Origin of the sequence: Kribbella sp. NPDC049174 (assembly GCF_043197365.1) — a bacterium.
GTDB lineage: Bacteria > Actinomycetota > Actinomycetes > Propionibacteriales > Kribbellaceae > Kribbella.
The window spans coordinates 2114168-2133431 of record NZ_JBICSZ010000001.1 but is presented as its reverse complement, the minus strand read 5'-3'; the positions used below and the strand labels follow the sequence as shown (position 1 = coordinate 2133431).

The 19264-nt window shown below is 70.2% G+C and carries 14 protein-coding genes; 13 read left to right on the top strand and 1 reads right to left on the bottom strand.

Annotated features, from left to right (window positions below; all coding sequences use genetic code 11):
• Positions 1-23: 23 nt before the first annotated feature.
• Positions 24-7085, bottom strand: a complete 7062-nt coding sequence (locus ACGFIF_RS10035; RefSeq protein ID WP_393153455.1) for a hypothetical protein — start codon at positions 7083-7085, stop codon at positions 24-26.
• A 145-nt stretch (positions 7086-7230) separates the two neighbouring features.
• Here ACGFIF_RS10035 and ACGFIF_RS10030 point away from each other — a divergent pair, with 145 nt between their 5' ends.
• From ACGFIF_RS10030 to ACGFIF_RS09970, 13 genes are all read left to right on the top strand, one after another.
• Positions 7231-7692: a hypothetical protein gene (locus tag ACGFIF_RS10030; protein ID WP_393153453.1), complete on the top strand. Its 462-nt coding sequence runs from the start codon at positions 7231-7233 to the stop codon at positions 7690-7692.
• 164 nt (positions 7693-7856) lie between these two features.
• Positions 7857-8477 (top strand): hypothetical protein, encoded by a 621-nt coding sequence (locus tag ACGFIF_RS10025; protein WP_393153451.1) that lies wholly within the window; start codon positions 7857-7859, stop codon positions 8475-8477.
• On the top strand, positions 8477-9280 hold the full coding sequence (locus ACGFIF_RS10020; protein ID WP_393153449.1) for a hypothetical protein: 804 nt from the start codon (positions 8477-8479) through the stop codon (positions 9278-9280). The genes ACGFIF_RS10025 and ACGFIF_RS10020 overlap by 1 nt, the downstream gene beginning before the upstream one ends.
• Complete coding sequence (locus tag ACGFIF_RS10015) at positions 9277-10587, top strand: CpaF family protein (protein WP_393153447.1); 1311 nt, start codon at positions 9277-9279, stop codon at positions 10585-10587. Before ACGFIF_RS10020 ends, ACGFIF_RS10015 begins: the two co-directional genes overlap by 4 nt.
• Positions 10588-10599: 12 nt before the next feature.
• Positions 10600-11502: a type II secretion system F family protein gene (locus tag ACGFIF_RS10010; protein WP_393153445.1), complete on the top strand. Its 903-nt coding sequence runs from the start codon at positions 10600-10602 to the stop codon at positions 11500-11502.
• Positions 11499-12419, top strand: coding sequence for a type II secretion system F family protein (locus ACGFIF_RS10005; protein WP_393153443.1), 921 nt, complete (start codon positions 11499-11501; stop codon positions 12417-12419). The genes ACGFIF_RS10010 and ACGFIF_RS10005 overlap by 4 nt, the downstream gene beginning before the upstream one ends.
• Positions 12420-12508: 89 nt before the next feature.
• Positions 12509-12727, top strand: a complete 219-nt coding sequence (locus ACGFIF_RS10000) for a hypothetical protein (protein ID WP_393153441.1) — start codon at positions 12509-12511, stop codon at positions 12725-12727.
• Between the two features lie 6 nt (positions 12728-12733).
• Positions 12734-13147, top strand: a complete 414-nt coding sequence (locus ACGFIF_RS09995; protein ID WP_393153439.1) for a TadE/TadG family type IV pilus assembly protein — start codon at positions 12734-12736, stop codon at positions 13145-13147.
• Between the two features lie 8 nt (positions 13148-13155).
• Entirely contained in the window at positions 13156-13656 is a 501-nt protein-coding gene (locus ACGFIF_RS09990) for a TadE/TadG family type IV pilus assembly protein (RefSeq protein ID WP_393153437.1), read from the top strand.
• Complete coding sequence (locus ACGFIF_RS09985) at positions 13646-14443, top strand: TadE/TadG family type IV pilus assembly protein (protein ID WP_393153435.1); 798 nt, start codon at positions 13646-13648, stop codon at positions 14441-14443. The genes ACGFIF_RS09990 and ACGFIF_RS09985 overlap by 11 nt, the downstream gene beginning before the upstream one ends.
• Before the next feature lie 21 nt (positions 14444-14464).
• Positions 14465-15115 (top strand): hypothetical protein, encoded by a 651-nt coding sequence (locus tag ACGFIF_RS09980; RefSeq protein ID WP_393153433.1) that lies wholly within the window; start codon positions 14465-14467, stop codon positions 15113-15115.
• A 108-nt stretch (positions 15116-15223) separates the two neighbouring features.
• Complete coding sequence (locus ACGFIF_RS09975; RefSeq protein ID WP_393153431.1) at positions 15224-16174, top strand: hypothetical protein; 951 nt, start codon at positions 15224-15226, stop codon at positions 16172-16174.
• A gap of 24 nt (positions 16175-16198) precedes the next feature.
• Positions 16199-19219, top strand: a complete 3021-nt coding sequence (locus ACGFIF_RS09970) for a hypothetical protein (RefSeq protein WP_393153429.1) — start codon at positions 16199-16201, stop codon at positions 19217-19219.
• Positions 19220-19264: the final 45 nt, after the last annotated feature.

Below are 19264 nucleotides of genomic sequence, written 5' to 3'. Positions count from 1 at the left end.
GTCCCTCTCGTCGTGTCGCGCCGTCACGGACCCGTCAGGGACGGGCCGCTCGCGGTCGGTGTGATGGTCCGGCCGGCCGCCACACCGCCTCTGGGCTGCTTGGCGGCGTGGGCGGGTGCCGGGGTGGTCTGGCGCTGCGCCGTCGAGTGGGTGAGGCCCTTCAGCATGGCGGTCGGTACGCCGCTCTCCTCGAGCGCGGCCGCGACCTTGGTGCTGAAGTTGCCGCCCGGCTCGGAGGTGTTGAACAGCTCCCGCAGATCCACCCGGCCCTCGGCCATCAGCACCAGGTTCCGGTCCAGGGTGGCGAACGCGGTGGCGAAGCCGCCGTCGTTGACGCCCTGCAGGCGTCCGTCCTCGAATGCCTGGTAGAGCTGCTGGATCTTGCCGTCGCGGTCCTGAACAGCCAGGATCACCGTGGTCCGGTCGATCTTGGCCTTCTCGAGCGCGGCCAGCAGCGGCCGGTACGGCTGGTGCGCCCCGTCGGGGCCGTACTCCGTCATCCGCAGGCCCGGCTTGCCGAGCTTCTCCGGCTCCGCCTGCAGCCGGGCGCCGGCCAGCGAGACGTCGCCGCCGGTCTCCATCTGCAGCAGACCCTCGAGGTACTCGTGGTACTGCATCTTCACGTAGAACTCGGCGGCCGCGGCGTCCTTGAGCAACGTCGTGTCCTTCGTCTGCGGGGTGCCACGACCCTTGTCCGTCACCTCGTCGATGGTGACGTCATAGCTCACCGGGACCCGGACGACGACGATGTCGCTGTTGCGGAACGCGCTGGTCTCGAGCCGGGTGCCCCGGGCGGCGTTGGACTGCACCTTGACCTGATCGCCGACCGAGCCGCTCACCGAGACGATGCCGCCGCTGGCGCCACCGGTCGCGGTGACCGGCATGAGCTCGTTCCCGGCCGTCGAGACCTTGACCTGGTCCTGGTCGCGCTGGACCAGGCCGGTCTGGCCGGGAACCGGCTTGCCGATGAGCTGCCAGCCGAGCCGCCTGGCCTTGACCTGGACGTCGAACGTCGACCGGCCGTTGCCGGTGCCCGCCATCGGCTCCAGCTTGAGACCGCGCTCGCTGATCAGCTCGCTGAACTTGGCCTCCAGCGCGGTCGGCTGCAGCTGGGTCCCGATCGATGCCTCGTACTGCGCCAGGCCGCGCGGCCCGAACTCGCGGAGCTGAGCCAGTTGGCCGGTGAGCCGGTTGTACAGCTCGTCGGTGCGCTCCGCGCCCTTGCGGTACGGGCGCATGGACTCGACCGGGGCGCTCACGGGCATGTCGGCGACGCGATGCTCGGGGTGGAACTCCTCGGCGGCCTGCTGGGCCGCGGCGACCGGCGGATCGCTCACCACTCCACGGGGAACGAACGCGGTCAGCTCGGCACGCAGCTCCACCGGCGCGGCAGCCGTGGTCTGCGCGGCCGGGATCGTCCGGTTGAGCCGCCACTGCACGCCCGCCATCGCGGCCGCGCCCGCGTTGTGGATGCGTTTGACCTCGGTGGTGAAGACGATCGTCCGGTGCACCGGAGTCAGGTCGAAGTCGCCGGTCCGGTCGAGCCTGGTGTTCTGCTCGCCGCTGCCGGCCGTGACGGCACGGATCCGGTCGGTGCCGGCACCACCGGACAGGGCACCGCCCGCGCCGTCCTCGTGCTTGAGCTCCGCGCTGCCGGAGTACGTCGTGGTGTGGCCGACCGAGCGGTCCCGCCCCACGTAGTTGTACTTCTGGACGAGGCCGATCGCGGCCGCTTTGCTGAGGCCGGGGCCGCCGTCGACGGTGACGTCGCCCTCGAAGCGGGCCTTGACCGTGACGAGCAGTAGGTCAGGGTTTGCCTGGCCCTCGACCGGGACCTCGATCGGGGTGGTGTAGCCGCGCGGGCCGAGCATGTTCACCAGCTGACCCTGATAGCTGTCCGCGGCGAGGTCGACGTCCAGGATCGGCGCGAGCAGTGGGTCGGCGGCCAGCAGTCCGGGTGCCACCTCGTCGAGTTGCTGCTTGAGCTGGGGGATCAGATCGACGTCCTGGTCCTGTCCCTCCACCTTGATCGTGTAGAGCTGGCTCGAGGCCAGAGCGTCGTCGTACTGCTCCGGCAGGCCAACGACGCGCCGGGTGTCGACGAGTTGCTGGGTCCGGACCAGGGTGTCCGCGAGGCGCTCTTCGGGGGTCGGCGCGGTGGACGCCGGGAGGCCGGTCCTGTCCAGCACCTTGGCGTTCAGACGCTCGTCGGTGTGCTCGGCGGCGAGACCGGTGGTCACGCCGGCCTTCTCCTGCTTGTAACGGCGGACGAAGCCGGCCGCCGTCCGGGGACTGAGGTCGACCTTGCCGGTCAGGTATCGCTCGGCCACGTCGGCCGCGATCGGCAGCGGCAGATCGAACTGATCACGTCCGTACAGCTCGAGAGCCGAGAACTCGGGCATCGCCTTCTGGACCAGCGCGTCCTGCAGCGGCACGGTCTGGACGACCTTGTCACCCTGCATGATGTCGGCCACGAGCTCGTGCCGCTCGATCAGCTCGTAGTGGACGCCGTCGTTGACCCGCAGCCGTTCCTCGCCGGTCGTCTGGTAGGTGCTGGTCGACTGCGACGTACCGCCGGTTCGGCCGGCCCCCAGCTTGGCGCTGAGCGCGGACTTGTCCGCGTCGACCAGTCCGCCGCCGGCTTCGGCCCCGATCCCGCCGGAGGCCGAGGTGCCGGAGGAGAAGCCGGCGTCGTTCATGGTGAAGTTGATGTTGGCGGTGTTCTGGTCGTTGATCGCGGCGAACGTCTGGCTGACGACCTTGCTGCGCAGCACGACCTTGAACTCCTGCGGCAGCAGTGTCCGGTCCGCCAGCGCCTGGGCCGGGTTCGCCGGTGCCGGCGTGATGACCAGGGGCAGCTCGTACCTGCCGTTCAGCCACTCCGTGTTGGAGACCAGGCTCTCCGGTGACAGCGCGGTGTGCAGCTGCAGGAAGCCGGTGGTGTCCGCGCGGATGGCGTCCACGGCCTTGAACAGCCGGTCGGCCGGGTTGCCCGCGTCCACCGCGACCGGGATCGACCGGCTGACCGCATCCTGGTGGGGCGGCTTCGGATCGGCGGCGAACACCGGCGCCTCGGCCCTGGTCAGCGAGCTGTCGTACGGCAGTACGACGCTGCCGCGGACGTCGGCCAGCGGTTCGGAGTCGCCCTGGTCGGTCATCTCGGCGAAGGTGATCCGGATGCCCTGGCGGAGGTTGTCGACCTCGCCGGTGCTCTCGTTCAGCGTGACCCGGTTGATCCGGCGGCCGAGGCTCCAGTTGAAGCTTCGCCCGATCGCGTTCCGGCTCAGCTTGAGACCCAGCTTCCCGGCCAGGCCGGACTGCCCCTCGGCGGGGCCGTTGCCCAGGCCGACGCCGCCGGAGATCGGCACCGCCTTCGACCGGCCGGAGGTCTGCTGGCTGGCCCGGGAGCTGATGCCAAGCCGGGCGATGAACCTCCACGGGGTGGTGCCGGCGGGCGTGACGTCGTCGAAGTCCTGCGTGGTGGACAACCGGAACAAGCGGGTGCGCGGCGCGTGGCCGGTGCGGTGGTCGACCAGCGGGACCACCAGGCCGGACTGACACGCCGTGTTCATCCCGGCCACGATCCGGTAGTCGGTGACGTCCTCCATCACCCGGTCGTAGTTCGCCAGCTGTCCGGCCCGGCGCCGTCGATCCGACGGCAGCTTGTCCCAGCGGGGCTGGAAGTTCGCGTCGAGCGGCGGCACCAGACCCATCTTGCTCAGGCTGGTCAGCGCCTGCTGCCGGGCGTCGTCGACTCCCTCGAGCTCCTCGGGCAGTGACTTGCCCGGCCCACGCAACTGGTTCTCACCGGTGCCGTGCCAGGGCGGCATGGTCTGCGGCCCGGTCGGCGGCTCGGCGTCACCGAGCAGCAGTGCACGCCCGCGCTGGTCGGTCCGGACCTCGTTGTCGGCATCACGCAGTACGACGTCCTTGCCGGCCGGTGCGCCCGCGCGCAACAGCCGGTTCGCTGTCAGCCGCAGCTTCGCCTCACAGGTCTTCGTGACGACGATCGGATCCGCCTTGGGATCGCGGATCTTGCGCAGCGTCGCGGTCACCTTGAGGTCGACCAGGACGCCCTGAGTCGGGGCCATGTCGCGGTCGACCACCGGCGTGATCGCCGTCGTACTCAGGTTCTGCCCGCCTTGGCGCGAGACGTTCCGCCCGGCCGAGACGTTGGGCGACAGATCCGCGGTGGACGAACGGAGGTCGCTCAGCGCGGTCGGGCTGGGCAGGTAGCCGGGCACCGGCTGCGCGGGGTCGAGCGGCCGGCCCGGGTAGGCCACCGTCGCCGAACCGGACAGCGACGTGCCGGAGACCCTGCTCGCGTTGAAGCCGGCGAAGTCGACCTGGACCTTCTCCTGTCCCATCTCCGCACTGCACGCACCGGTGAGCTTGGCGGTGCTCCAGACCGGCTCGACCTCCAGGGTCAGCTCGTACTCCGACTCGCCGCCGACCGGGATGGTCCGGCTGAGGCCGCCCGGCTTGGCCGCCTCGCCCAGCAACCGGTAGGGATCCTCGGTGACGAGCTCGCTGATGTGGTCGTACCCGACCCGGTCGAGCCGACCGAACTTCTCCTGAACCTTGGCGACAAGGTCGTCGTTGATGCCGTGCAGACCGCTGATCCGGGTGACCGTGTGGCGGGGAAACTCGTCGGTGCGCTCGTCGCCCCGGCCGAGCTGCTCCAGCGTGACCGTCTCGGTCGGCGCCTTGACTGTGTACGGGCTCGGCACCCAGGTCAGCTGCTCGCCGGCCGGGACGGTTCGGGCCGGTGACCACGGCTCGGTGGGGGAGTTCCGGACCTCGATCTCGAACTCGCCGGTCCAGCTGTACGGCACCGACTCGCCCTTGAACACATCGACCCAGCCGAGCTGACCGTGCGCGGTCGCGCCGGCGGTCACACTCTCGGTCCGGCCGGTGGTCATGTCGACGCGGGGTGAGAACACCTGCGACGCGGCGCGGACCGCGCTGCCCTCCGGAGCCAGCACCATGAACGGCTGCAGGTCGACGCCGTAGCTGACACTCGACGAGTGGTTGCTGGTGATGGAGTTGCTCTGGCCGCCCTCACCGAGGGTGCCGGACATCTGCTCGGTGACGGTGTAGTCGAGGCCGGTCACCTCGGTCAGGTCGCGGACCTTCATCCGGAGGCGGACCTGGGTGACCTTGGTGACGTCGTCGTCGGGGTTGCCTCCGACGGTGAAGACCATGCCGTCGGAGAACAGCCGGCGGTACTGCGCACCCGGCACCGGGACCGGGCCCCGGTTGGCGATCTGTTGGCCGCTCTGGTTGTCGGCCAGCATGGCGTTGATCTCGTCGACCGGTAGGTTCAGCTGCTGGTCGGTCGGCACACCCGTCTCCAGGTGGTCGACCGGCAGGGCCTGGCGAAGGCTCGCCTGGTAGGCGCCGGTCTGCTCGGCCGCCTCTCGGGCCAGCTCGGCGATCTGCGCCGGCTGGTGGTTCGGGTCGTCGAGCCGGCCGAGCAGCGCCTGGTAGCCGGCCAGTGCCTTGCCGGCCTCGTTCGCCGCCTGCCGGTAGGCATCCGCCATCTCGGTATGGCGGCGTGCCTTGGCGAGGGCGCCAACCGCCTCCACCCGCAGCCGGCGGGCTCGCTCCGGCGCGCCACGGTCCTGCAGCAGGTCCTCGGCCGCGGCCAGGTCCTCTTTGCTGGTGGCCAGGTCGACCGCGGCCGCGGCGCTGTCCGACTTTCCGTCGGCTTTGCCCTTGAGATCGGTGACGGTGGACTCGAGTGACGCGATCTGCTCGACGACCTGCCGGCGAAGGTGACCTGGGCTGCTCGGCTCGGGGCTGGCCGCGGCGATCGCCCGCTCGGCGGCCAGGCCTTCGACGGCGGCAGCGGGGGAGTAGGTCGAATCGTTCGCCCAGGGCCGTTCCGGGTTGGTGCCGCTGCGGTGCTCGATCGCGACGGCCAGGCCCTCGATGTCGCGTTCCAGCTCCGCGACGCTGAGCGGCCCGTTCGGCCGGCCCTCGCGGGCTGACTGCCAGTCCGTCGACAGTTTCCGGTAGACCGCCAGGTCGGCGTTCGTCCGCCGGTTGAGCCGCTCCTGGCTGACCGCCGATCGCAGCCTGCGGAGGATCCCTGTCGACTGGCCGGCCTGGGCGGCTTGCTGCTCCTGGGCCATCAGGCTGAGCTGATGGATCCACACCTGGCCGTACTGGTGCGGGGGCAGTCCCGGCCTGATCCGCAGTACATGCGGGTCGTTCGCCGTCCCCGAGCGGAGCCGGCCCTGCGCGGCCAGACCACGGACTGTCGGCGAGACCTCGACCCGGAAGTACTGCGGTGTGTCGCCGGAGGAGAGCGTGATGGCGGCGAGGCCGGACTGACTGTCGACGGCCGGTCGACTGGTGACAGACGACCCCAGATCATCCTCGCCGAGGCGGGTCAGCGCCGCGAGCGCGGCCAGCTCGCTCTGGCGGGCGTCGAGACCGGACTGGCCGGCGGACAGACTGGTCCCGGGGACCTCTCGGGTCAGTGTCTGTCGGCGGTGCCTCACGCCGACCTGGGCCCGGTGGCGCCCGGTGCGGCTCGTCGCCGGGCCGGACTGGTTGGTGTTGGTGAGCAGACCGGCGTCCTGGCTGATCCGCTGGGAGGCCGCGACGATCTCGGTGGCGACGGGCACCCTCGTCTCGCCCGGCAAGGACCGGAGCCGCGCTGCCGCATCCTCGGACTCCTGCGCCGCCAGCCGCAGCGCGAGGCGGAGCATCGCCTCGCCCTCGGTCCGACGCGATTGGTCCAGTCCGGGCGTGTGCAGCAGTCGGTCGAGCGCGTCGGTCGCGCCTGTCTCGGGCGACTCGCCGTGGACACGGGCAATCTCCGCACCCAGCACGGCGACGGCTTCGGCGAGCATGCGATCGTCACTGGCCAGGTCCACGGCCCGGCGACTGAGCTGCGTCTCCATCGCCCGGACGACGTGGGCGGGCAGAATGTCCTGCCGGCCGGTCAACCAGACTCTGCCGTCACGCAGAGGGACGGCCGACGGCGAGACGATCCCCAAGGCGGTCCCGATCGCCGCGCGGGCGCGCGACACCGAGTCCGGGGCGGTGACAAAAGGGGTCGTCAGCCGACCCACCCCCTCCCGATCGTGCCTCGGTGATCACCAGTTGTCACCGAGACCTCAAGGTCTGGACGTTAGCAAACTTTGGGTTACCAGCCAGCCACTCAGATCACCCAGCCTGTTAACGATTTACGCCTGCTCCGGCTCCTACGATCGTCACATGACCGACCGGCTGGGCTCGTCCGCGTGGAGTGTCCCCGAGGCGCGGAGCATGGTGGCCCAGCTGCGGCACGTGGTCACGACCGGCCCGGAGTACGACGCTGTCGAGTTGTTTCTCGCTCTGTGTGACTACCTCGACCAGCTCCACGGTTCCCTCGGATTCGACCGGATCCCGGCCGAGGCGGAGCGGTCCGCGCTGGCCCAGGTCGTACGGCGGGTTCGCGGCCGGTCCGCCGTACCGGATGAGGACGGTGAGCGCCTCGTGCAGCCGGTCAACGCGGCCGTCACGCTCGCCGAGGGACGGGTCCTCGCGGCACAGCTGGAGAGCACCGACGGATGGCAGCGGGAACTCGGTCTCGCGCTGCGGGGACTCTTTAGCTATCTAGACCAGTTGTACGGCGGCCCGGGCGCTTTCACCGAACTGTTGACCTCGGAGGAGCGGGAGCGGGTCGCGAGCCGGTAACGGCGCTGGCCTCCCGTCCCGGATGGCACCTACCTGCCATTACGGTAGGGCGCGTGAGTCTCTCGTCCTCCACGCGTACTTCCTCCCAAGGCACCCGCGGAGCGGGCAGATCGGCAGGCAGTGGTACAAACCGCCTGCCGAGTGGCCGGGAACGCCGCCCCGCCTTGGCCGCCCTCGCTGTGATCCTGATCCTGCTCGGCGCGGCCGGCTCCGCGCTGATCGCGGTGAACAGCGGCAACCGGTCGGACTATGTCGCGATCGCCAACGACATCGGGCCCGGCCACAAACTGGACCGCAAGGACCTGTCCCGCGGTGACCTCGCCGGCGCGACCGGCAGCCTGATCCCCTGGTCGGAGGCCGAGAAGTACCTCGGCCAGTACACGACGACCAAGCTCTTCAAGGACCAGTTCGTCACGCCGGACAACTTCACCGCCGACAAGCCCATTCCGCCCGGTGGTGCGCTGGTCGGTCTGAGCCTCGAAGGCGGCCGTGCGCCGTCGGACGGGATCGGTGTCGGCGACATCGTCTCGGTGATCCGCGTTCCCACCGCGAACCAGGACTCCTCGCCGGCCACGCCGCTGGTCACGGCGGCCGAGGTCACCGCCAGCTCGGGGGCCGTCGCGGACGTCCGGACCAACGCGAACACCACTCTGAACGTGACCGTCCTGGTCCCGACCGAGAAGGCGACCGCCGTCGCGGCGGCCGCTGCGGGGAAGACTCTGGTCCTGGTGAAGCTGAACCCGGCCACCAAGCCCGAGGTCTCCCGCACCGACGGAGCCGGTTGATGGCACTGGTGGCACTGGCGAGCGCAAAGGGCTCGCCCGGGGTGACGACCGCCAGTCTCGTCTTCGGCGCGCTCTGGCCGCGGCAGGTGCTGCTGGCCGAGTGCGACCCGGCCGGCAGTGACGTGGCGATCCGGATGACCGCACCGGGTGGCGCGCCGCTGAACTCGGACCGCGGCCTGGTCAGCCTGGCCGCCGCCAGCCGTAAGGGCCTGAGCGACGACGTGATCCTCGCGCACAGCCAGCAGCTCGACGGTGGACTCGACGTCATGCTCGGAGTCCGCTCACCCGAGCAGGTCGGCGGTATGGGCGGTCTGTGGCATCCACTCGGCATCTCGTTCAACCAGATGCAGCACGGCGACGTACTGGCCGACTGCGGACGCATCGGCGCCACGTCCCCGCAGTTGCCCGTCATCCAGTCCGCCCGTCTCATCGTTCTCGTCTGTACGGCGACCGGCTCGTCGGTGGCGCACTTGCGCGAGCGACTGGCGTCACTGGTCCACCACGTCGACGCCCAGCTCGGTGTGGTCGTGGTCGCGGACCCGAAGCGGCGTGACGGGGTCAAGCAGGTGTGGACCGTGCTGGACGCGATGTCCGTGCCGGTGCGGCACCGGTGGCACCTTGCCTACGACCCGGTCGGTGCGGCGTTCTTCGACGGGCGCGGTCACGGCCGGCTGGACAAGACGCAGCTGATCCGGTCCGCCACCGACATCACCGCGGAGATGGCCGCGCTGGTCGCGGCGCCGCCGCAGCACGAGTTCGACATGGCGCAGGCGGCGTTCCCACCAGGGGAGTGGGATCGATGAGCGCTGACCAGGAACTGGTCCGCAAGCTGCGCGTCCAGGTCGCCGAGCGACTGAACGAACAGCGTCGCCGGGACCAGGTGAACGGCGTACCTCCGATGAGCGCGGAGGACGAGCGCGAGTACGCCCGCTCCCTGATCGTCCAGGTACTCGAGGACCACGCCCGCTACGAGCTGGCCGAGGGCCGGACACCGCCGACCCCGGACGACGACGCGCAGATCGCCGGCGCGATCCACTCGGCGCTGTTCGGCGTCGGCCGGCTGCAGCCGCTGATCGACGACCCCGACGTCGAGAACATCGACATCAACGGCTACGACCAGGTCTTCGTCCAGTACGGCGACGGCCGCGAGGAGAACCCGGGCCCGGTCGCCGAGAGCGACGAGGAACTGGTCGAGCTGATCCAGGTGCTCGCCGCCCACGCGGGTCTGACCAGCCGTCCGTTCGACTCGGCCAACCCGCAGCTCGACCTGCGACTGCCCGACGGCTCCCGGTTGTCCGCGGTCATGGGTGTCACCGCGCGCCCGGCGGTGTCGATCCGGCGGGCCCGCCTGGGCCGGGTGTTCCTCAGCGATCTGGTTGCCAACGGCACCATGTCCGACGACGTCGGGTCGTTTCTGCGGTCGGCGGTGGCGGCCCGGAAGAACATCATGATCGCGGGCGCGACGAACTCCGGGAAGACGACGCTGCTGCGGGCGCTGGCCAACGAGATCCCGCGGCACGAGCGCCTGATCACGGTGGAGCGCTCGCTCGAGCTCGGCCTGGGCGAGTTCAAGGACCTGCACCCGAACGTGGTCGCGTTCGAGGAACGGCTGCCGAACTCCGAGGGCGTCGGCGAGGTCAGCATGGCCGACCTGGTCCGCCGCTCGCTGCGGATGAACCCCAGCCGGGTGATCGTCGGTGAGGTCCTCGGCGACGAGATCGTCACCATGCTGAACGCGATGAGCCAGGGCAACGACGGCTCGCTGTCGACGATCCACTCGAACAGCTCGATGGAGGTGTTCAACCGGATCAGCACCTACGCGATCCAGGCGATGGAGCGGCTGCCGATGGACGCCACCCAGATGCTGATCGCCGGTGCGCTCGACTTCGTCGTGTTCGTCCGCAAGCAGAACGACTACCAGCGCGGCGGCGGGCTGAGCCGGTACGTCGAGAGCATCCGCGAGGTGACCGGCTGGGACGGCCGGGTGCTGTCCGGCGAGGTGTTCGCACCGGGTGCCGACGGCCGGGCCGCCGCGCACGCGCCGATCGCCTGTATGGACGAGCTCGAGCACTTCGGGTACCAGCCGCTCGTGCACGGAACGTGGGCGTGAGGTGAGGCTGCGATGAACGACCGGACCCTGCTCGCACTGCTCTGCGGAGCGGTGGTCGGCGGCGCGCTCCTGCTGCTGGTCGTCGCCATCCGCGGCACCACGCCCCGGCAGGAGTCGCCGTCGCTGTTCCGCCGGAGCAACGCCGAGGGACGCAAGAACCTGGTCCGGCTCGGCACCGGTATCGGCGTCGGCCTCCTCGTCCTGGTCGTGACCCGCTGGCTCGTCCTCGCCGCCGCGCTCGGCCTGCTGGCCGCGCTGGCCGACCGGTTCTTCGGCGGCACCGGTGAGGAACGCCGCGCGATCGAACGCCTGGAGGCCCTGGCCACCTGGACCGAGGCGCTGCGCGACACCATCGCCGGCGCGGTCGGTCTGGAGCAGGCGATCCCGGCCACCGCGGTGAACGCGGCGCCGGCGATCAAGCCCGGCCTGAACCTGCTGGTCGACCGGCTGCGCATCCGCGAACCGTTGCCCTCGGCACTGATGCGGTTCGCCGACGACCTGAACGACCCGTCCGCCGACCTGATCATCGCCGCCCTGGTGCTGAACGCCCGGCTCCGCGGCCCGGGTCTGCGCGAGGTGCTCAGCGCGCTCGCCGACTCCGCCCGCGAAGAACTCGACGTACGCCGGAAGGTCGCGGCCGAACGGCGGTCGACCCGGCGATCGGTCCAGGTGGTCGTCGCGATCACGCTGCTGGTGGCGGCGGCCCTGGTGCTGTTCAACCCGACGTACGTCGCGCCGTACACCAGTTTCATCGGGCAGTTCGTGCTGTTCATCGTGATCGCGCTGTACGCGCTCGGGCTGGTCTGGCTGCGGAAGCTGGCCAAGATCGAGGTCCCGGAGCGGTTCCTGATCCGCGGTAACGACCGGCGGGCCAAGCGGGCCGGCGACGATCGGATGGAGGTGGTGGGCGGATGACGTGGGCTTTCATCACCGGCGGCCTGGTCGGCCTCGGCGCGTACCTGCTGATGCGGATGTTCATCAAGCCGTCCGCGAACGTGTTGTCCACCATCGCCCGGATCGACGCCGGGCGGACCGGGTACGCCCACGCCGCGACCGCGAGTGCGGCCGGCGAGCGGGTGCTCGGCGGACTGGACAAGGCCCGGGCCTCGCTCGGGCGGCGGCTCGAGTTCGAGGCGAACGCGCGTGGCTGGGCGTTCGGCAAACTGCGCCGCGACCTCGCGGTGATGAACCAGCAGTTCGCCGCGATGCTCGCGACCAAGGTGTTCTTCGCACTCGGCGCGATGATCTTCATCCCGATCGTGCTGTTCCTGTTCTCGATGCTCGGGCTCGGCGCCCCCGGCGCGACCCCGCTGATCGTGACGCTGGCCGCGATGGCGTTCGCGTTCTTCCTGCCCGACCTGGCGTTGCGGCAGGAGGCGGAGGCACGGCGGCGCGACTTCCGGCACGTGGTCGGCAGCTTCCTCGACCTGGTCGCGATGAACCTGGCCGGCGGCCGCGGTCTGCCGGAGGCGCTGATGACGGCGTCCACCATCGGCGACCACTGGGCGATGGCCAGGATCCGGCAGGCGCTGGCGAACGCCCGGCTGATCGGTATCACGCCGTGGGACGCGATGGCCCGGCTGGGCGAGGACCTCGGCGTCGAGGAACTGCGCGACCTGGCCTCGGCGCTGGCACTGGCCGGTGACGAGGGCGCGAAGATCCGGGCCTCGCTGCTGGCCCGGGCGGCGTCGCTGCGGCGCAAGGAACTCGCGGACGTGGAAGGCAAGGCCGGCGAGCGGTCCCAGTCGATGCTGGTCGCTCAGCTGGTCATGTGTGCCGCGTTCATGTTGTTCCTCGGCTTCCCCGCCGGAATCGCGATCCTGGGGAACTGAAGTGGGTAAGGGATCCGGCGGACGAATCTGTCCGTCGTACAGGGCATACTGAGGCCCGCCATGGGCCTCATGACTGGGAAGGCATTCGGATGAACTCGGAACTGCAGTTCTGGCGCGCGATGGCCGGCTACGCGGTGGCGCGGGCCCACACCCAACGGGCCCGGGCTCGGCAGGGACGGACCCAGCTCGGCGCCTCCGCGCTGGAATGGGCCATCATCTCGGCCATCCTGGTCGCCGCCGCACTGGCGATCGGCCTGGTGGTCCGCCGCGTCATCGACAAGCGCACCAGCGAGATCGAGAACGGCTGATCCCTGGTGCACCGGCCGCGGACGGAGCGGGGTGCCACCTCACTCGAGCTGGCGATCCTGGCACCACTGATCCTGGCGCTGATCTTCATGTCGATCCAGACCGCCCTGTGGCTGTACGGGCGATCGGTCGCGCTGAACGCAGCCCAGGAAGGTGTTTCGCGGCTGCGGCTGGTCCAGCCGCCGGTCTACACGACCGGGGTGGGCGAGCAGGTCCGGGCCGACATCCAGGCGTACGCGCAGCAGCTCGGCGGTACGACGCTGCAGAACGCCGATGTGAAGGCGCCGTCGTACAACAATCCCGAGGGCATGGTCTCGTTCACCGTGACCGGTGACACCGTCTCGCTCGTCCCCGGTCTGACCCTGCACGTGGAGCGGACCGCGACCGGGCCGATCGAGCAGTTCGAGGCCGACGACAAGTGAGTGAGGACATGGAGCGGACGCTGGGGATCCGTCGCGCACCCCGGCATGCCCGGCCGGTCGTGCGCTACATCCGCACGGCCGGGCGGCATCGGAAGCCGACCGAGCAGGGCACGATGGCCTTGGAGCTGGCGGTGCTGGCGCCGATCCTGCTGATCCTGTTCATGTTCCTACTGGCCTGTGGACGGTACTTCCAGACCTCGTCGCTGCTGGAGAGCGCGGCCCGCGACGGCGCCCGGTCGGCCAGCCAGGCGCGTTCCCTCGGCGAGGCCCAGGGCCGCGTCGACGACGCGGTGAACCGGACGATGAGCCAGGCGTTCAAGTCCTGCAAGGAGACCGCGAGCGGCACCATCACCACCGCCTTCGCCGCCGGTACGCCGCTGTCGGTCGAGGTCACCTGCACGATCGACTACCGCGACCTCGGCCTGCTCGGGATCGGCGGCGACACCAAGATCACCAAGCGCTTCAGTTCGTCGGTCGACCCGTACCGAGGTGTTCGCGATGGCTCGTGACCGCCGTTCCCGGGTCGTCGAGTTCCTCCGGATCGATGCCCCCGGCAACCACCGGCTGACGATCGGCCGCGGTGCGCTCAGCCCCGCGGTGGCGATCCTGGCGGTGATGATCTTCACCCTGGCCGGCCTGGTGATCGACGGCGGCCGGCAGCTCGGCGCCCGCTCCCGCGCGGTCGGCTACGCCCAGGAGGCGGCCCGGGTGGGCGCGGCCAGCATCCAGCTGAACACCGCCGAGGCGAAGATCGACACCGCCAAGGCCGCGACCGCGATCGCCGCCTTCTGCGCCCAGGTCTCCTCCAACGACCCGGCCGTCACCTCGTGCGCCCCCACCAAACTCACCGTCGACCAGGTCGACATCCGGGTCGCCATCGACAACAAGACGACGTTCCTCGGCCTGATCGGCAAGACCAGCCTCAAAGCCTCCGGCATCGGCACCGCCCACGCCGAACAAGGCGTCAAGAAGTCCGACGACAGCCCCACCATCCCGCCGATCGTGGTGGAGACGTCGCCCGATGATCCCGGCGCGCCGATCAGCACCGCGGTACCGCCGACGCTGGACCTTCCCTGCCCGGAATGGACCATCGGCTCGCCGACGCCGACGTGGACGCTCGAGCCGTTGCCCTTCCCGGCGAGCTGCACGCCGAGTATCACGCCGTCGCCCGATCCGTCCAACCCGTCCACCTCGACGGAACCGCCGGGGCCGCCGAACTCGAGCACCGCGCCACCCGGCGGGGGAGCGCCGGCCGGCGTCCAGCCCCCGCAGAACTCCCTCCCGCCGAGCCGCTAGAGCCCTGAAGGAATGTCAACCGTGCGAAGCCTCGCCCTCCCCGCGGCCGTACTGGCCGGCGTGCTCGTCCTGACCGGCTGCGGCGGCAGCAACCCCAACGACGGCGGCCGCCCGGTCCCGGTCGACGACCCCGGCGGCTCCGGCACCACCACCTCGAGCACGCCCACCGCCGGCGCCACCACGCCGACCGCGGCACCTTCCCAACCCTCGTCGACCACCACGACCGCTCAGCCCAAAGCGCAGGTCGTCGTCGTTGCGGGGAACTACAGCTCGAATCCCGCCGTCCAAGGCCTCGTGCAGAGCTACCCGCTGTACTTCCAGGCCTTGGTTGCCCGTGACGACAGCATCCTGAAGAAGTCGTTCCCGTCCTTCTTCTACGCCGACACGTCCCAGGCGATCGTCGATGCCCAGCGCAACGGCTGGGTGATGCGCCCGCCGGGCAGCGTGGTCGTCATCGGGGCCCAGCGCCAGTCGGACGGCACGGTCCGGGTGAAGACCTGCCGCTCGCAGACCACGGAGTACTGGAATCCGAAGGCGAAGCAGTGGACGGTGGTCGCGCCGAAGGGCTCGCCGTGGGTCATCGACATGATCAGGACCGGCCTCGGGTGGTTGCCATACCGGGTGGCGCCGTCCAAGGGCGTCAGCTGCGCACGGGTGAACTATCCGGCCTAGAGCAGAACTGGATCTTACACATTCCGAAAAGGTGACGAGGCACAGAGCAACGGGCATGATGCCCCTGGTCGAAGATAATCTGCGGACAGTCGAGTCTGGGGAGTGAGGATGCGCAACCGAGTGGGCCGTGGACTGGTGGTCCTGAGCGCCGTACTCGCACTGGTGATGACCGTCCCCGCCACGACGGCCGCCGCGGACACGATCCACAGCGGCAACCGGGTCTGCAGCATGTATGTGAACTCGATCGGTTTCGGCGCGTACTGCAGCTCCGGAAAGTACTACATCCCGGGCGACGGACCGCCTCCGCAGACCTGGCGGCAGAAGCTCAACGGCCGGCCCTTCATCCCGTGCCGCGACTTCGACATCCCGAAGGGGATCCACCTGCCGCAGGCACCCGAGGGCAAGACCTGGGTCATGCGGATCACGATCACCGACTACAACCTGAACACCTACAACGGTGGCGACCGCGCACATCTGGAGCGCGCGTACATCCCGGTGAACGACGCCGAGCGCGCCCAGTGCCCGTTCCCGGACTACATGGAACAGTTCTGGTGGCGCTTCGAGAGCCAGTACCCGCCGCCGGCGCTGCAGGTCAAGCCGACGTTCACGCCCCGGGTCAACGTGCCGGCCTACTTCTCGCTCACGGCCGACAGCTCGCTGGTTCTGCACAACGACCCGAACGACCCGGCGACAGGCAACGACCTGGACAGCGGGTTCTACGACCCTACGCACAACCTGACGATGCGCGGGATGGTCGTGGCGATGAAGGTCGATCCAGGCGACGGGTCGGAGCCGTTCACCTGCATGATGGGCGCGACGCCGATCGACGACGCCGACGGGTACGACGAGACCAAAGACCCGTACAACCAGATGAGCACGTGCAAGCACATCTACCAGCGGTCCAGCGCCAACCAGCCGGACGGTATGTACACCGTGAAGCTGACGATCACCTGGGAGGTTTCGTACTGGGTCGGCGGCGGCTGGGTGGCGATCGGCCGGGCCAACGTGAACGCGGTGCAGCGGTTGCCGGTGCAGGAAGTGCAGGCGATCGGTGGGTAACGGTGGGGACCTGGAGGGACCACGATGGTGAAGACGAATGAGCCGGTGCAGGCGGCGCGGTTGCCGCAGCGGCGGTCGGGGAGTCCGGGCGCGGACCGGCTGAAGGGCTTTGTCGCGCTGCTCGCGATCCTGGCGATCGTCGGCGGTGTCCCGTACGTGCTGCTGCGGTTCTTCGGTACGCCGTGGCCGGAGCGGATGCCGAGTCGCGACGTCCTGTTCAGCGAGCTGAGCATCGAGACCGTTCTCGGCATCATCGCGGTCGTCATCTGGATCGCCTGGCTGCACTTCGTCGTCTGCCTGATCGCGGAGGCGGTGGCCGAGATCCGCGGCCATGGTCTGTCGCCACGCATCCCACTCGGCGGTGGCTCGCAGGGCCTGGCCCGCCGGCTGATCTCCACCGTCGTCCTGATCGGCGCCGCCGCGAGTGTGAGCCTGCCGGTCGCGAACGCCGTGACCACCACCCACACGGGCGCTCCGACGGTCGCGACCGCGACCCAGGACGGGGACCAGGGGTCGCGTGACACCTTCCGTCAGACGGAGGCGCGTAGCTCGGTTCTCAGCGGCAACCAGACCAGCACCACGCACACCGGCGTACGGACGAACAGCGACGACAAGGGCCAGGTGATCAAGTACACCGAGGTCCGCCCGCCGCAGGGCCGGAACTACGACTGCCTGTGGGACATCGCCGAGCGGTATCTGGGTGAGGGTCGCCGCTACAAGGAGATCTACGAGCTCAACAAGAACAAGCTGCAGCCAGACGGCCGCCGGCTGACGAACCCGGACCTGATCCTGCCGGGCTGGCAGGTCCGCCTGCCCGCCGACGCCAAGGGCGCGGGCGTGCACACCGTCCGGGTGAAGATCGACCACACCACCAGCACGGGTACGACGACCGGCACCAAGACGACGACGTCGACCGGCACCAAGACCTCCACCTCGACGGGCACCAAGACCACCACCGGCACGGGTACGACGACCGGCACCAAGACCCAGCCGGGTCCGGGTAGTCGCTGGTCCGAGCAAGGCACCGAAGCGGGTTCGTCGATCAGCATCGGCAGCGCGACCAAGGACCCTGGTGCGAAGAACGTGAAGCCGGGCGAGCCGGGCATCTCGGTCGAGCCGCACGGTCCAGGGACGACGCAGTCCGAGCCGGGCGACCCGGCAGCCGGCGGCACCAAGGTGCCCGAGCCGGTTCCGGTCGCGGTCGACGACGGCTTCGATGCGACGCAGGCCGGGATCTACGGCTTCGGCGCCACTCTGCTCGCGGCCGGTCTCGCGCTGGCGCTGAAGCGGCGGCGCGGCTGGGCGCTGGGTCCCGGCCCGAAGTCGGCCGGGCACCGGCAGACCGAGGTCGGCCTGCGACTCGCGTCGGACATTCCGACCGCTCAGTTCGTCGACAACACGCTGCGGCAGCTCGGTGCCGAGATGACCCAGGCGAACCGGCCGATGCCGAAGGTCGTCGCCGCGCTGGTGACGGACCGCGCGCTGACGCTCGTGCTCGACCCGTACGAGGCCCAGACCCCGCCGCCGGCGCCGTGGCAGATCATTGCCGACGGCACCCGCTGGACGCTCCGCCGGGCCTACGCACCGAGTGGTGAGGTCACCGCGCCGGCGCCGTACCCGACGCTGGTCACCATCGGGCGGAACGCCGACGGCGCGACCGTGCTGGTCGACCTGGACACCGCGAACGGGATCGTCAGCTTCGGCGGGGTGAACAACCCGTCCCGCGATGTGGTGGGTTCGCTCGCGGTCGAGCTGGCGACCAACCTGTGGTCGGAGGGTGCGCACGTCAGCATGGTCGGGTTCGGCGACGACCTGTCCTCGCTGTCGCCGAGCCGGCTGAGCTACTGGGTCCGGCTCGACGACGCGATCGCCGAGGTCACCCGTCGGACCGAGGCACAGGTGCAGGCCTGTGGGCGGCGCAACCTGAGCTCGGTGGCCGAGGCCCGGATGGCCTATCCGGACGCGGCGTTGTGGGGCGCGGAGATCATCTTCGTGTCCGCGCCACCGTCGCCGGAGGAGCAGGACCAGCTGAACCGGCTGGCCGCGGACCACCGGCGCACCATCGCCGTGGTCGTGGTCGGCGACGTGATCAGCTCGCCGTGGCGGTTCGTGGTGGACGAGAAGAACCAGGCCGTGTGCCGGCTGCTCGGGCTCGAGGTCGATGCCCACAGCATCGATCCGACCCAGTTCGCCGATCTGGTCGGGCTGTTCGAGGCGGCCGAGTCCGACTCGCTGGACAAGCGCCGGGCCGAGCAGGACATGCCGGCGTACGAGTTCTCCACCACCGATCTCAGCCTGCCCGCACCGGTCGAGGTGGACCTGCTCGGGCCGGTCGAGGTGGACGCCCGGGGCGGGATCGAGGACGGCCGGGTGCAGCTGTCGACCGAGATCATCGCGTTCCTGGCCAGCCAGGACTACGGCGTACACCCGAACGTGCTGGCCGGTGCGATCTGGCCGCGCGGCATCAGCGAGGAGCTGCGGGACGCGGCCCTCGAGCACACCCGCCGCTGGGTCGGTGTCGACGCGATGTACGCCGACGAGTCCGGTCGCTGGATGTTGAACCGCAGCGTCGTCCGGGTCGACTGGGACGTGTTCCGCACGCTGGCCAAGCAGGCGACGATGATGGACGACCCGCGGGGTCCGCTGTCGACGGCGCTGAGCCTGGTGCACGGCCCGGCCTGGTCGAGCCTGCCGGCCGGCCGCTACTCGTGGCTCGCCGCGTCGGGTATCGAGCGCCGGATGGTGGAGGCGGTGGTCGACGCCGCACTCAAACTGGCCGAGGCTTCGCTCAGCCACAACGACGGCAACCTGGCCCGCACGGCGCTCCAGACCGGTCTCAGCTTCTCGCCGGCCTCGGAGGAACTCTGGCGAGCCACCCTGCGCCTGGCCGCTCACTTCGGTACGTCGGCCGACGTCACCAACGTGGCCAGCCAAATGTACGCCGCCCTGACCCGCCACGGCGGCCCCCGCGGCCCCGAGGCCGAGACGGACGCCCTGGTCGACGAGCTCCTCCCGGGCTACCACCGCCCGGCCGCGGTCGCCTGACAGCAAAGCAAACCGCCCGTACTCACCACGAGTACGGGCGGTTTG

What these genes read in the sequence shown, in the direction of transcription:
- ACGFIF_RS09970 (WP_393153429.1), top strand. Translation starts at nt 16,199, where the DNA reads ATGGTGAAGACGAATGAGCCGGTGCAGGCGGCGCGGTTGCCGCAGCGG.
- ACGFIF_RS10005 (WP_393153443.1), top strand. Translation starts at nt 11,499, where the DNA reads ATGACGTGGGCTTTCATCACCGGCGGCCTGGTCGGCCTCGGCGCGTAC.
- ACGFIF_RS10000 (WP_393153441.1), top strand. Translation starts at nt 12,509, where the DNA reads ATGAACTCGGAACTGCAGTTCTGGCGCGCGATGGCCGGCTACGCGGTG.
- ACGFIF_RS09985 (WP_393153435.1), top strand. Translation starts at nt 13,646, where the DNA reads ATGGCTCGTGACCGCCGTTCCCGGGTCGTCGAGTTCCTCCGGATCGAT.
- ACGFIF_RS09990 (WP_393153437.1), top strand. Translation starts at nt 13,156, where the DNA reads ATGGAGCGGACGCTGGGGATCCGTCGCGCACCCCGGCATGCCCGGCCG.
- ACGFIF_RS10020 (WP_393153449.1), top strand. Translation starts at nt 8,477, where the DNA reads ATGGCACTGGTGGCACTGGCGAGCGCAAAGGGCTCGCCCGGGGTGACG.
- ACGFIF_RS09975 (WP_393153431.1), top strand. Translation starts at nt 15,224, where the DNA reads ATGCGCAACCGAGTGGGCCGTGGACTGGTGGTCCTGAGCGCCGTACTC.
- ACGFIF_RS10015 (WP_393153447.1), top strand. Translation starts at nt 9,277, where the DNA reads ATGAGCGCTGACCAGGAACTGGTCCGCAAGCTGCGCGTCCAGGTCGCC.
- ACGFIF_RS10030 (WP_393153453.1), top strand. Translation starts at nt 7,231, where the DNA reads ATGACCGACCGGCTGGGCTCGTCCGCGTGGAGTGTCCCCGAGGCGCGG.
- ACGFIF_RS10010 (WP_393153445.1), top strand. Translation starts at nt 10,600, where the DNA reads ATGAACGACCGGACCCTGCTCGCACTGCTCTGCGGAGCGGTGGTCGGC.